This window comes from Porticoccaceae bacterium LTM1, assembly GCA_030252795.1.
GTDB lineage: Bacteria > Pseudomonadota > Gammaproteobacteria > Pseudomonadales > Porticoccaceae > SCSIO-12696.
The window spans coordinates 500,453-514,147 of sequence record CP127080.1; the positions used below are offsets into that span (position 1 = coordinate 500,453).

At 52.4% G+C, this 13,695-nt stretch carries 12 protein-coding genes; all 12 read right to left on the reverse strand.

Going from position 1 to position 13,695, the window contains the following annotated elements:
* Window positions 1-66: 66 nt before the first annotated feature.
* Window positions 67-1,416, reverse strand: a complete 1,350-nt coding sequence (locus tag QP938_02310) for a M48 family metalloprotease (protein ID WIO74759.1) — start codon at window positions 1,414-1,416, stop codon at window positions 67-69.
* A gap of 131 nt (window positions 1,417-1,547) precedes the next feature.
* On the reverse strand, window positions 1,548-2,213 hold the full coding sequence (locus tag QP938_02315) for a hypothetical protein (protein WIO74760.1): 666 nt from the start codon (window positions 2,211-2,213) through the stop codon (window positions 1,548-1,550).
* Window positions 2,210-2,872, reverse strand: a complete 663-nt coding sequence (locus tag QP938_02320; protein ID WIO74761.1) for a hypothetical protein — start codon at window positions 2,870-2,872, stop codon at window positions 2,210-2,212. Before QP938_02320 ends, QP938_02315 begins: the two co-directional genes overlap by 4 nt.
* A 113-nt stretch (window positions 2,873-2,985) precedes the next feature.
* Complete coding sequence (locus tag QP938_02325; protein ID WIO74762.1) at window positions 2,986-3,975, reverse strand: VWA domain-containing protein; 990 nt, start codon at window positions 3,973-3,975, stop codon at window positions 2,986-2,988.
* A 10-nt stretch (window positions 3,976-3,985) separates the two neighbouring features.
* Window positions 3,986-5,050, reverse strand: coding sequence for a VWA domain-containing protein (locus QP938_02330; GenBank protein ID WIO74763.1), 1,065 nt, complete (start codon window positions 5,048-5,050; stop codon window positions 3,986-3,988).
* 11 nt (window positions 5,051-5,061) lie between these two features.
* Entirely contained in the window at window positions 5,062-6,354 is a 1,293-nt protein-coding gene (locus tag QP938_02335; GenBank protein ID WIO74764.1) for a hypothetical protein, read from the reverse strand.
* A gap of 71 nt (window positions 6,355-6,425) precedes the next feature.
* The gene (locus QP938_02340; GenBank protein ID WIO74765.1) at window positions 6,426-7,223 is read right to left on the reverse strand and encodes a MotA/TolQ/ExbB proton channel family protein; all 798 of its coding nucleotides are present in this window, start codon (window positions 7,221-7,223) and stop codon (window positions 6,426-6,428) included.
* Between the two features lie 24 nt (window positions 7,224-7,247).
* Window positions 7,248-7,538: a hypothetical protein gene (locus tag QP938_02345; GenBank protein ID WIO74766.1), complete on the reverse strand. Its 291-nt coding sequence runs from the start codon at window positions 7,536-7,538 to the stop codon at window positions 7,248-7,250.
* Between the two features lie 40 nt (window positions 7,539-7,578).
* On the reverse strand, window positions 7,579-9,654 hold the full coding sequence (locus QP938_02350; GenBank protein ID WIO74767.1) for a PEGA domain-containing protein: 2,076 nt from the start codon (window positions 9,652-9,654) through the stop codon (window positions 7,579-7,581).
* Between the two features lies 1 nt (window position 9,655).
* Window positions 9,656-11,164: a hypothetical protein gene (locus tag QP938_02355; protein WIO74768.1), complete on the reverse strand. Its 1,509-nt coding sequence runs from the start codon at window positions 11,162-11,164 to the stop codon at window positions 9,656-9,658.
* A 12-nt stretch (window positions 11,165-11,176) separates the two neighbouring features.
* Entirely contained in the window at window positions 11,177-12,346 is a 1,170-nt protein-coding gene (locus tag QP938_02360) for a hypothetical protein (GenBank protein ID WIO74769.1), read from the reverse strand.
* 40 nt (window positions 12,347-12,386) lie between these two features.
* On the reverse strand, window positions 12,387-13,688 hold the full coding sequence (locus QP938_02365) for a hypothetical protein (GenBank protein WIO74770.1): 1,302 nt from the start codon (window positions 13,686-13,688) through the stop codon (window positions 12,387-12,389).
* Window positions 13,689-13,695 lie beyond the last annotated feature (7 nt).

A 13,695-nucleotide genomic window follows, 5' to 3' on the forward strand; every position in this document is an offset into this window, starting at 1 on the left:
TATTTTTAGAAGTACCCTTAAATAGATATTTTTAGAGTTGTCAAAGAAAGGTATTGAAGGTGGAAGTCAGCGAATAATTTTAATCCATTCGCCCGGATCTGGCTCGCCGACGGGATAGTAGCCATTGATCAGTCGTAGTTCGTCTTCGCCGTATTTGCCGAGTTTCAGGTATTTGGCCAATTTTTCAAAGGTCAGTCCTTTTTTTGCTTTCACGTACTCAATGGTTTTAGCGTCCCTGGCCTGTTGTTGTCTTACAGAGAGAGGTCGGAAGCTGTTGATAATGTAATTGAACTCTTCATCGGCGGCCTTGAGATTATCGCCTTCCAGCAGTTCGCCTCTAAACACGTATGCATAGCGACTATAGTAGATTACAGCAATGCGCTGGTCGGGTTTGCCATCAGCTGACTCGACAAAACCGCGATGGCCATTCAATCGCGCCTGGGTGAAGGCTTCTGATTTTTTGATCAGTGAGTATCCGAGCTGATTTTTCAGGAAGTCGTAGGGACTGTCTTTGGTGCGCTGATGAATTTCGATGGTCATCTGGTAGGGCTTTTCTTCAGGGCGCCCGATTATGGTGTTGCCCTGTTGGGTGAATTTCCAGCCAGCCGGGTAGTCAAATCGAAAACGCAGCTTCTCTTGATAAAAGCGATTTTCTTTCGGCTTGGGAGGTCGCACGCTGTCGCCCCAGGTTACTCCGTCAGTCGCCACTCTAAATGGCACTATATTTTTTTCGGCATCAAGACTTTGGGGCAAGTCGCCGGCCTCGGCAATTACTTGCTGCAAACGTTTGTCGTTCCGTGGGTGCGTGGCAAACAGGCCGTGATAATTTTGGGCTTTTTTACCGGTGTCCAAAGCCTTGCGTTTTTCCACTCGCTCAGTGTCTTTTAGAATGGAGATCACTTCGATCATGGCATCTGGTGGATAGCCTGCCTTGAAGAGGTACTGGGCACCCACCTGGTCGGCTTCAAGCTCCATATCGCGCCCGTAGCCGCTGACCATGGATTGCCCCCACAGGGCACTGGCTTCTGCTACATCACCACTTTGGGTGATAAACCCGATGATCTGTGAAAGCACCTGGTTGGTTGTGGATGCGCGCTCAATACGAGCGGGGTGGTCTTCGGTGACGTGGGCAATTTCGTGGGCAATTACTGCGGCGAGTTGTGCCTCTGAAGTCATGTAAGTGATCAGGCCGCGATTAACGTAAATGTATCCGCCGGGCGTGGCAAAGGCGTTAATATCAGGACTGTCGATAATGGTGAAGGTGAAGTCGTAGTCCGGGCGGTTGGAAATTTTAGCAATTCGATTGCCGACTTTGGTGACGTATTCAACCAGCTTCGGCTCATCGTATATCGGCATTTCTGCGAGTATGCCTTCATACATCTCCTTGCCGATCTCTTTTTCTTTTTTGTCAGACATTGCGAGGCTGGAGACACTGACACAGCAGAGTGCGATGCAAAGCATTGCCCAAAAGCCAAATGTAAATGCCGGACTGATTACAGTCCGGGCAATACTATTATTGTTGTGAAACCTATTGAACTCCATGGCGATTATTCACCGTCAAAGAAGGTAATTAATTGGTTGCCGATACCCTCGCAGGCTTCATCCTGTACCTGGGCAATCATCGGTATTGGTGCTACAACCGCTACCAGATAGGATGTGCCTTCAGCTTCCACTCTGACACGACCTTTCTCCTGCATGGTGTCCACATCCCAGATAATGGCTTCATAGGTGGAGAGTTTGTCCCATGTTGCAAAGCCAAAGCAGCCACCGCCACCGGGGCCAATGGCACAACTCAGCGAACCTTCACTGTCGGTGGTTTCGGTTTTCCCATCCACCCAGATCAGGTATTGGATACCCAGTTTTTTTACTTCCGCTGCGATTTTGGTATCGGACATCAGCATTTCCATGCGCGGTAATTTAAGTGGTGCTGTGCGCGGCTCAAACCAGGGGTATAGTTGATCTATAAACTGTATTTCGGGCACCACGTTGATATCCAGTTTGCGGTGGATACGTTTGCCAATGCAGTCGATAAATTGTGGCTCGGTCTCATAATCTCCCAGATGGCGTCTGCCCAGGATGACAATGGACTCATCTTCGGCAATGGGAATATCGTCTACCCCGCTGCGACGAAATTCGTCCACCCGAGTAGAGGTGCAGGAACCCAGTGCCAGAGTGGTCAGAAGAGTTACAAAACCGAGCGTTGGGAATTTCATAGTGCACTCTCCTGGCTGCTGTCGGCAGCTTGACGGCTTTGCCTCTGTTGATTGGCCAACAGGCTCTCAACTTCCGGAATCTTGCCAAAGCCGAGGGTGATACGAGCGCCGGCATCACGAAGAGCTACATTACTGGCCAGATTTAAAGCCTTTTCGGCGGATGTCATTGAGCGCGTCGGTGTTTTTCCGTATGACGTCATAATCCAATCGGCTATAGCGTTGCCGTTGGCATCAAAAATCTGCAGGTTGTACTTAATCCAGACTTCATAAACATTCAGGCTGGTGTCGTAGGGTAGGGCGATCTGCACTTCTTCGACATTGGGAACAAGAATCAGGTCCAGGTTAGGGGCAAAGTTCTCTCCGCCATTCCCGTCATCACCGGGCATAGTGCTCAGCACTTGCGCTTCCTGGAATACACAGCTGGAAATAGTGGTGAACAGCTTGGTTTGTGCCGGTCCAAATTCCATAGTGACATCCCGGCGACCGGAGGTATCACTGAAGGTGTAGGTTTTGAATGCTTCATTAAAAAACAGCCCGGCTTTAATGGGCAATGGATCACAGAGTGGTGTTGGGTAGTTGCCTGTTATGGTTACATTGGTGGAGCAGCCCGCCAAAAACAAAAAACCGGGAATCAGCAGTTTTGCGATAGTTTTTGTCATCTTATGTAACGCCATTTTGAGTCATACCCTAAAAGTAGCTTGTAATGATGTCCTCTGCCGGTTGTCCGTCCCGGCTATAAGCCGGCAGTCCAGCTGTAAAGTACCGAGTCATCCTACTTAGTACTGGTCAAGCCGACAAAGGTTCCGCCATTGCGGTAACTCATCTCCCTCATCAGGTTGGCGAACCGGTAGGCACTTTGCTGACGATTAGGAGGCAATTCCTCAAAATGTACCGGAAAACCAACACAGTGAATGCGAACCATTCGCTGTCCCGCCAAGCGCTCTTTGTTGATGTAATCGACGGTATCGAGGATCTTGCGAACGGACTGGCCGGTAAAGTCGTCGCCAAACACATAGAGGCTGATTTTTTTGTCGGGATCGTAATAGTTGCGAATCGCCCGGTTAATCCCTTCAACAGGGCTGGAGTTACTGAACGGATTCCAGGTTGCTAAGCGTTGGATGATGCTGTTGCGCCGCGCTGGTGTATCCTGAATCCACTGACCGCGGTAACTGGAGAACATGTAATCCCCCATGTCATTCATCACCTGAATACCTTTTACCTTCGGGTAGATGTTGAGAATGTTGACCATCTCCTGACGAACCCGATTCCAGGCGTAGGTGGTCATACTGCCAGAGGTATCGATAATGAAAATAATGTATTCACTGTCCACTGGAATGCCGCCCACAGTGGCGTCTGTTCGCCGATAACTGCTGCCGAGGAGTCGCTCCATCTCTTCAGTCAGAATCTGCAGTGCCAGGGTCAATTTGTCTTTTTCGGTGGTATCTACCTGGGCGATGGCTTTTTGCTGACGTTCTACGCTGGCCAACTGTTCCTGTAGTCGAGCTATTTTCACACGCAGCTGGGATAGTTGCTCTTCTTTGGAGAGGAGCTGCCGGTTGAGTACATTGGTTTCGCCGCGAATCTCAAACAGCTGTTGCTGAAGATCTTTCACAACCCCATCCAGATCCTCGGCGTCTTCAAAAGAGGTGGATTCGACGGTCTTGGCAATCAGTAACAACAGCACAATGGCGCCAAAGCCGCAGCTGATGACATCGAGAAACGAGATGTTGATTTCGGTAACTGATCCGCGCCGTCTTCTCATTGTGTTGCTCCTATGGCCAGTCTTTGGACGGGCTCATAAATGACCCTTTGGTAGCCATCGCCAGTTTCCAGAAGGAGGCGGCTGCACGGGGGTCGCCTTCAAAGGGGAATAGAATCACATTAATCGGTAACCCGCGGGGCAGGGCTTCGGTTGAGTCGTAAAACAGCTCTTCCCGATCGCGCCCGCTGATGGTGTTGCCGCGGGGGGGCTTTTTACCCTGGGTTGGCAAACCGTCGGTAATTAAAAACAGGTTATCCGGTCTGGGAGTGAGTTGTTCGATAGCGCTGTAGGCGTTGATCAGGCTAGTGCCGCCGTTAGGGGATACCTGCCGTAGTGCTTTAAACAGTTTGTCCATCTGTTCGTTGTCGGCGGCCTCGAGGTAACGGCCGGCGCTCTCTTCCAGTACCGGTTTTGCCTCGGTATTGAATGCGTAGATCTGTACCTGGGTTTCGGGGGGCATCTGCGAAACCAGCCATTCGGTAGAGCGTATTGCACGAACCCATTTCGGGGAGTTTCGCTTGATTTCGTCAGACTGGTTGCGACGAATTACAGTGTTTACGATATCTTCGGCCAGCATGCTGGAGGAAGCGTCCAGTAAAATCAGTACATTGCGGCCACCCAGTTTCAGGCCGGTGAGGTACTGGCGATCGCCCTGGCCAACAAATTTGCGCAGGTCATTGTCGCGAGACTCTTCCTCAAGGGTGGAAATTTCCAGTTCGAGCTCTTCTACCTGCTTACGCAGGGTTTCAATCTCCGCCTCTGGGTCGTCCTGCAAGCTCAGCTCCCGCTTGATCTCTTCAATTCGAGTGACAATACGGGTGGACAGCCCCTGTGCATCCACAGTGTCGCGCTGTACCTGATCCAGTGAGTTGCGCAGTTGAACCAGCTCTTCTTCACCGACACGAATATCCTCTTCCAGTAAAGCCACTTCGGCGGAGAGGTTGGGGTCGGCGGTATCGACGGGAACAACGTCGTGCTTGAGAATCAGGAACAGCAGGGTAACAGCACCAAAGCCACAGGCCATGATGTCGAGGAATGAGAGGCTGAATGGACTGATTCGACGTTTTCTTGCCACGGCAGTAGGCCCTACGACTCAACCTGAATGAGAACAATGGGTTTCCCAACTAACTTAATCACCGAGCCGGCTTGAAGTTCACTGGGAGCCTCTACTTCGACGCCGGGACGACTGTGCAGTTTCAGGCCGTTGCCGTTTATCGCCAGTACCAGGTCAGCATTGGATTCCGGGGATGCTGTTAACTGGCCATTTTCATTCAGGCTTAAGCCTAACTGACTTTGTATGGCCAGGGCGCGATGGCCAATCAATGCGTGGGTGGGGTTGGCACTGCCTTCGGAAGTGGCCGCTGTTGTAGATGACTGAGGTTTTGAAACCGGGTTGTCGGCGGGAAGCCGGGTAATGAACTTCAGTGCCTCGCTGTCACTGCGTATTGCCTGCTGGTGTTGCAGGCAGCCCTCAAGCACGGCGTGCTCGGACAGAACATGACAGCTGGCATTAAGGGCATCGACGACACCGGGCAGTTGCGCAAGACGGTGTGACAGGTAAATACAGTCGCCTGGCTCAAGGAATTTATCCACCCCTTGCAGCAATCGTTGCAGACGAGCCTGGCTGCTCACCATCAACTCATCGCGCAACAGGTTGAGGTTGAAATTCCCTTTGGCTGTATCGAGGGACGCAGTAGTTTGTTGCGAACTCTGCAGGTCGTTCAGCCATTTGGGTAACTGGTCGTAAAGTTGTTGCTCGCCGTGTGCGGTGTGCAGCGGGTCGTAGCGATACTGGTGAATAAACTGCTCGGCTATGTGGTGCGCCCAACTGTCCATCATTCCCTTCAGTCCGAGATCATTGAGGGGCTCTACGGAAATGCGGTGAATGTCCCCGTCTACGTTGATTCGAGTGATAACACACTGGTGCAGCTGAATATCCAGATGCAAGCCATTTTGCTGGACAGGGGCGCTGCTGATCGCGGCGATGGCGCTGTCTACCAGGCCAATGGCCTTAAACTGGGAAGCTTTGATCAGCCCCAGTAGCAATGCCAATTGTTCGCGGGTGAAGTTACCTGGTACCGCGAGAATGACTTCCTCCGGCTGCTGGCTGTCCTGATGGAGTTGCTGCAATTGCGCATAGGCCAGATCGGCATGGTGACGGGCGGAGCGATTGTGACTGCTTAATGGTGACAGATTCAGCTGATGCCAATAGTGCTGAAAGCTGCGTTGAGGCTCCAGCCAGGCTCGTTCACGGGCTTTGTGGCCAGTGACAATGGCATCACCTTCCAGCAGGGCAAACCCGGGGCTCTCCTGCCAGTTATCGGTGTTGCTGCCATGACCGATGGCGCAATCATTAAGGTCAAATACTGCTATTGTCATTGCGAACCCCTTTGGGTCTATAGCCAAACCACATCTGTTTGGCGAAATACTGTTTTCAACAGGCCCGGTACTCAGTCAGCTTTTAAGTGCCGCAAAAGTTTGTTGTCGATATAGCCGTGAATATCCAACACCAGGCGCTCCTGTTGCAGCTGTAACTGGTGGACCAGGAACATCACCACAATACTGATGACCAGGGCAATCAGCGTCGAGTTAAAGGCAACACCAAGGCTGGCGGTAACACCGGCGATATCGCCTTGTACGGCCTTGTCGGCCTGACTGAGTGCCTCACCAATACCGCGCACGGTACCGATAAACCCGATGGAGGGAATTGCCCAGGCAATGTAGCGCACCATCGAGAGTTCCGAGTCCAGTCGGTCTGACTCTTTCTCACATACCTCGCCAGTTACCGCTGAGGCGTCCTGAATGCTTTTGGTGGCAGTAAAGCGGTTCAGGGCGGCGGTTAATGCGCGCGGTAACAGGTAGGTCTGCTCTTGTTCGGGAAGTGCCTGAATCGGTCGTGTCAGTTGGCGGGCGTCTTCCGGCAGTATGCGGGTACCTTCATCCACCTGTATCAGCTTTTGTTGCAGCAGGCGACGCTCGTGAACCGTTTGCCGCGCCTTGTAGCCCATTATGGCGATTGCCCACAGCATCAGAATAAAACAGGACTCCTGTTCAAAATCCTTGAGCACAATGTAAATGGAGCGCTCGGTAACTACCACCTCACCAGCGGCTTCACGTTCCAGCTGGTGCTGCAAAATGGCATTGGCATTGGGGCGAATCAGCGCCACGTAAATGGTATGTACCAGTATCAGCGATAAGATCAGTGCAAATATCTGGTAGATAAATTCGGTTGAGGCCTGCTTTTTCATTTTTGTTCTCACATCCGCTGAAAATTAAATATCAATGGGGAACGGCACCGACAAATCTTCGGAAATTTCTTCCGTAGGCTTGAAAATATCTTCTTTTTTCTTGGGGGGCGGTGGTGCTTTTTGCTGTTCACCCTCGGCTTCGGTTTTTTCCTGTTCCACTTTTTCCGGCTTTTCTTTTTCTGGCAGTTTTTCGGTTTTGTCCTTTTCCGGTGTTGGCTTGGGGTCTTCAGCAAAACTGCCGAATGCCAAAGCCAGGCTGAATACTCCCACTAAAGAGATCAGGCTCCACTTTTTTGTACCAGTTTTTCTGGTCATCGACTGCTATTCCTCACAGATAGTTACTTTTCACAGATAGCTACTCTGCATAGCGGGCAATTCGAAATCCCACATCGTCTCTTGCTTCAATACCGTAATCGCGATACGAGAGACGTAATTCGGTGACGCTGCCGTGACGCCAGCTGGCACCACGTATTACCCTGAACTCGCCGGAATCCGGTCCGATAGGGTCAAATTGCTTTTTTCCGGACAAATTGATTTCGATTCCGTAATAGTCGTTGACCCATTCAGCGGCATTGCCACTCAGGTCGTACAACCCCTTGTCGTTGGGATCAAATCGACCCACGGGACTGCTGACTGCAAAGCCGTCATCGTACTCTTTGACAACACGACTGTTGATTTTCGCGGAAGATCGGTCGGCATAATTGCCTGCTTTGCCCTCGGGCGGAAAGCTATCGCCCCAAGAGAATTTCAGCATGTTGCCGTACAGCTGGCGGGCAGCCCAGGCCCATTCGGCTTCAGTAGGTAATCGATAGCCGGTGGCTTCGGGGTTTATACCGGTAACCTTGTCTTTGCTGACCTGATAGAACAGCGGCAAGCCTTCTTTGGCGCTCAACCAGTTACAAAACAGCGCAGCCTGCTCCCAGCTGACATTGACCACTGGCTGCTTGGGGGTAGAGAGGCTTACACCTCCAGCCTGGCGAGAGAAGTGTTTGGCATTGAAACGCTGGAACTCCGCATTGGTGACTTCATGAGTGGCGAGATAGAAGGGGCGCGCCAGGGTAACTTCCCGTTGTACTTCGTTGGCACGGCGCCCAGGCTCGCGGCGCGAGGCACCCATAGTGAAACTGCTTTCAGGGCGAAACAGTTTCAGTTTTTGGTTTACCGGAGAGGTGATCTCCCTCGGGGTTGCTGCCCAGCGCGCTTCTTTTTCGGTGAGCAGGTTGAACTGCAGTACCTGCTGGATGCCGGGGCGAGGAGTAAAGGTTTTCTTCTGGCTGGCATAGCCCTTGGCACGGACTTCAATAGTGTGGGCGCGGGCGGGAAGAGCAAAGCTCTCGCCGCCGTTACCACGAAGCTGGCCGTCTATATACACCTGTGAGTTTGCCGGCTGGCTGTCCACTCTCAGTTTTCCAGTTTCGGCGGCGAGGCTGATATTCAGGGTCTTCTCTGTACCAGATGCAATACGAAAATTGTGTTTCGAGGTCTGGTAACCGTTGAGGAATAGCGAAAGGCTGTGCTCTGCATCGGGCTTGAGTGCAAGCTCCAGTGGGGTAACTCCACGGTAGGTGTTGTCGATGGTGACACTGGCTCCACTGGGACTGGTGGCGAGTTTCAGGAGACCATCCACTTTTTCCAGCTTGATGTCATCAATTACCAGCTCACCGCCAGCTTTTACCGATAGGTTCTGCTGCCAGGATTTGTGGCCAGTCAGCTGAACTTTTACGGACTCTCCGGCTTCCAGCAGCTCTGTAGTCAGGGGGGTCTGGCCGCGGAGCTCACCGGCTATCAGTACTTCGGCTCCCTGTGGCGAGGAATCAATGGTCAGCTGTCCCCAAGCGGGTTTTAACTCCACCTGTTGTGACTGGGTTTTATCGAGGCCTTCGATGTCGATAGCCAGGGTTTGTTTGAAATATCGTGGAGCACTCATTACCAGCTGGTGAGCTCCCGGGGACAGTGACTCAATTGTCACTGGTGTTTCTCCGCGAGGAATGCCGTCCAAGGTAATGCTGGCACCTGTGGGGGTGCTAGTGAGCTCGAGGTGGCCAGGCATTTTTTCCAGCAAGATGTCAAAACGCTGGCTATCGGCTTTCGATACTTCGATCGTTTGAGTCGCAGGAAAGTAGCCTTCTGCAGAGGTGGAAACCTCATAGCTTCCCGGGTGCATCAGGTAACTGTCGGAGACCTGAAAAACAAAGGCACCATCAATCTGGATTTGGGCATTGGCAGGGTCAGTGTCAAAAAATATGGCTCGCGCGCTGAGCAGAAACCAGAGAACTAATCCTGCCAACACCAGTGCGCAAGTGACGGCAATGGCCACAGGACGCAATTTGCGACGCCGTTTGATCGGGCCTCGTAGCGGAGTGAACTCCGCTGGTGAGATGCTGTGGGAGTCGACGCCTGTTGAGTTATTCTGGTTCTCGGCTGTCGTCATGTCAGATTGGTTCCTTACACTCAATAACTATTGGACCGGTTTTGGCTCCGGTTACATGAAATTCCACCCGCACATCACGAAAGCCCTTGCGGGTACCAAGAGCGACATAGCGGCCGGGCTTTAACTGCAGTGTTTTAGAGTCAAAGCTGCCCTGTTCACCCACTCGAAAGATGGTTACGGCGGTGGCATTGTCGGAGTGAAGTTCCACCGGCCACGGGGTAGAGGCTTTAATCATCAGGGTCTGCAGGGTGGTAATCTGGTTTATCAGTCGGGGCCCTCTGGGGTCCACCTTACGGGCTTCATCCAGCAGCTTTTGGGCACTATCAAAGGTATTGGAACTGGTCAGACGCATAGAGTTGTCGATCAGGTCCTGCAACTTTTCATCCAGTTCTGCACGGGTGCTGGTACGAATCTGGCCAACCCTGGCGTCCACCACGGAGCTGTCATTGCGCAGAATCTGGCTGTAAAGCGTTTCTGCTGCTCGCCAGGATTCCTGTTGTTCGCGTTTGGCCGCTTCGCTGAGCTTGGCTTGCAAGCTCAGTCTGGTAATTTGGGTTTGGGCTTGTTCAAGGCCGCGTCGCGCGTCTGCGGAATTTGGCTTCAGCTTTAAAGCCTGCTGAAAAGCACTGGTTGCTCCTTTCAGGTTATTGGATTCCAGTTCCGAAAAGCCTTTGCTTATAGCGGCGATATAGTCCCGATTGATGATTTGCTCATCAATGCTGGTAATTCCTTCTCGAGCCGTGCGGGAGTCACTGTCCAGCTTCAGCGCAGCCTTAAAGTGCTTGCGTGCTGTTTCCAGTTGGCTCTTGTTCAGGGCTGCCCGTGCTTTAGCGATTTCTTCGGTGACTTGTGGTAGTGCCTCGGTACGACTCAGGCCTTTAATAGCGGCGGGGTTTTGGGGCTCAATGGCAAGAACCAGCTCGAAGTGCTGACGGGCCAGAGAGGCATTGCCGTTTTCGATTGCCTCAATCCCGGATGTCAGGCTCTGCTCAAGGGTTTGGTCTGCCAAACTTTCCAATTCGGTAAAGATATCCAGGGCTTTTTGATAGTTGCCAAGGGCAGTTTCAAACTCCCTCTGGCGATACTGGATATCGGCCTGCTCGGCTGTGGCGGTGCCTTCCTGGTAACGCTCCTGAGCCCAAAGGTTGACCGATTTGCTCTCAAGGTATTGCTGGCGCTCCAGCAGCTTGGCAATGATATCGAGCGCCTCTCGTCGGGCTTTTTCCAACTGGGCATCCTGCCATGGAGAGTCTTTGGGGCGGGCCGCTTGAGTGGCATTTGCCTGTGTGGCTTCTTCGCTGTCTCCGGTGGCTATATTGGTGGGGGTGCTGACCATTTGCGGCAGTACAAAAATAACTGCCAGAGCCATAAGCAGGGTTAACACCAGACCGACACCAATAATCAATTTACGAGAAAACTGCCGGTTGGGTTCTCCGGCAGTTGCTATTGGTTGTGTCAGTGGTATCTCAGTGGGTTGTATGGTGTCGAAATCGTCTTTGTCTGTGCTCATGCTGGCTCTAATTTATTCGCCCCGTTCCTGTTCATAGATTTCGCGCAGAATACCTTTCCACTGTTCGTACTGGGCTTCCACACTACCGGTTAGAGTAATGGTGCGGTCCTCCAGTTCAATTATCTGTGGTTCAATCTCGCCCTCCAGAGAGGTGCCGAGCTCGTTGAGGGTATCAATATGGATCTGGGCTTCCTGTCGATTCGCAAAGCCCTCTTTGATGAGAATCCCTCCGCCCCCAATACCGGCGATACCGGCAGCTTGACCACCACTACTATTACTTGAGGCAGCACCGGCTACACCGGCCAAAACCAATCCAATACCTGCGATGGTGTTGGTAGTGGCTTTCCTTTTCAATTTCCGCACTTCAATTACTTCATCGTAACTCATAGAGCGCCACTCCTGATAGGGGGTCTCCATGCGTTTTACAAACGTGTGGTAGTGCTCCTGCAAATTGTCGATGTAGAGGTAATCGCGGCTGCGAATACGCTCAATCCGCTCCAGAAGAGGGTCATTGGTGGCTGGCAGCTTTTCGATATTCAGCTTGCCGTTTTTATTCTGGCTCAGGTATTCATTAAATGCCTGGGGTGAGAAATCCCGGGCAAAGCGAAGTTCCGAGATGAGTCTCAATTGCTCTGCCTGTTGTGGCGGCAGGGATTGCTTGTAGTCGAGCAGGTCGTTGGCAATCCGGTTATAGATGCCCTGAAATGGGTCCCGGCCCCTGTTGCGACGCTCATAGGCATACTTGCCGACAATTTCCTCATACTCTTTTGTGTACCAGTGTGAGCCGCTGCTGTCGAACGCTTTGATCTCAACGATAAGTCGTTCTCCATCAGAGTGAAGAATCGTGCCTTCGATATAGACGTCAGTCACTGTCTGTGTGGAGGGAACTATGCGCACCGCGCCCCAACCAGCGCTTCGTTGAATAGTATTTGAAAGGTTCAGTGCCAGGAAGCGCCCTTCGGCATTGCGCACTTCCGGCATCAGGGTTTCGTCGTCGGGATCAGCTCTCTCCAGGCCCGGGTCAAAGGGGATTACTCCAACGTCGAGCAGCTGGGATTCCGGAATTACCTCTTCCTCCTGCTCCAGGGGTGTGTGAGCCGTAGTAGTAACTGTGGTACTTGTACAGGCTGCAACCAAGGCCAGGCAGGCCAGCAGAGCCAGTTGGCTTATCCTGTTACTCATGGCTTGTCTCCAAGCGTATTGTGAATTTCACTAACTGCCATCACTTACTCTTGTTTTTGTACTTGCGATATTCTTCCCAGAGTTTTTCCCTTAATTCCGGGTCTTTTTCATTCATCGCTGCCTCTCGAATCTGGCGAGCCACGATGTCATCATCACTACCGTCGGGAATGTCGTCTGGTACGGCCGCTTGTTGATCTTTGCCGTTTCCGACACCTTGTGATCTTCCCTGTTGTCCACCGCTGGCCCCTGACTCATTGCCATCCTGAGACTCCGGCATCTGCGGGATAGCGGCTGATTGACCGTCGCCACCTTCGCCTCCGGATTTGGAAACATCACCTTCGGCGAACAGGTCGTCATCAGAGATTGGAGAGCCTTCATCTTCCGCTTCGGTCTGGAATTCTCCCGGGTCGCCTTGGGCTGAAGCACGGTCAGCGTTGATCATGCCATCGAATTCACCCATGGCCTCTTCGAGGCGGGCATCCAGAACCGCTATTTCTTCGTTTCCAGATGCAGCAGGCTCAGAACCTGCGGTACCTTGATCGGGACCACTGCTGCTCATAATGTCGAGCAGATCTTCCAGCGTGGCCACCTCAGCACTGCTGACGGTTGGTCCACCACCGGGTTCGCCAGCCTCTGGCATTGACATGGCGGCATCCAGGTCAGACAGTACGTCCAGCAATGCCTCCAGGGTCGGGATGTCCAGATCAGCGCTTGGCATGCCAGACTCCAGACTGGCATCGATGTCGGCTTCAAACTCACCCATCGAGTCCAGTACGGCTTCCATTTCGGCCACTTCATCGGGAGAGGCGCTACTTACTGCGCCCTCGATTTTTTGCTCAATACTCTCAAGAACTTCCTGAATGTCTTCCAGTACTTCCGCTTGGGCACTGGCACTGCTGCTTGGGTCGCTGGGGTCCATTTCGTAATCGCTGTCCTGCCCGGACTCTTGATTAGGGTCGGGAATATCTTCGGATTTGCGCTCCTCGCCACCACCGCGTTTTCCGTAGCTCTCTTCAGCGGTATCCGGTCTGCTGGCATCACTGTCACTGCTGTCGTCCGAAGAGCTCTGGCTCTGGCTGCTACTTTTACTCTTACTTTGAGAGCTGCTTGAACTTGAGGGTACTGAGGGCACAGATGGCATAGACGGCGAGCTGGACGAGCTGCTGGAAGATGAGCTTGAACTCGACTCGGACTGTGACGACTGGCTGGACTGGCTTTGGCTCTGAGACTGGCTCTGAGACTGGCTCTGGCTCTGGCTTTGACTTTGGGACTGCTGAGTCTGGCAGCCACTCAATGCCAAGGCAGTTAACACGGTAATGGCACAGCATGTGCTTAATTTCATAGCGCTC